Raw genomic sequence first — 307 nt, 5'->3', positions numbered from 1 at the left:
TCGTCGAGCCGCGGCGACGGCGCCTCCTCGATGACCTTCTGGTTGCGGCGCTGGATCGAGCACTCACGCTCGCCGAGATAGATCACATTGCCATGCTTGTCGCCGAGGATCTGGATCTCGATGTGCCTGGGATCGACGATGAACTTCTCGATGAAGACGCGGTCGTCGCCGAACGACGACTTCGCCTCGGCCTTGGCGAGGTTGAAGCCTTCGGCGACCTCTCCCTTCGAATGCGCGATGCGCATGCCCTTGCCGCCGCCGCCGGCGGAGGCCTTGATCATCACGGGGTAGCCGATCTCGTCGGCGA

The 307-nt window shown here is 64.2% G+C and carries 1 protein-coding gene; it reads right to left on the bottom strand.

Annotated elements, in window-relative coordinates:
* The coding region (locus FNJ47_RS55620; RefSeq protein WP_488226114.1) for an ATP-binding protein at positions 1 to 307 on the bottom strand (307 nt) is incomplete at both ends.

It is taken from the genome of Bradyrhizobium uaiense (assembly GCF_010811875.1).
In the GTDB taxonomy this organism is placed as follows: domain Bacteria; phylum Pseudomonadota; class Alphaproteobacteria; order Rhizobiales; family Xanthobacteraceae; genus Bradyrhizobium; species Bradyrhizobium uaiense.
The sequence above is the reverse complement of the archived record's forward strand: the minus strand, read 5'-3'. Positions and strand labels throughout refer to the sequence as shown.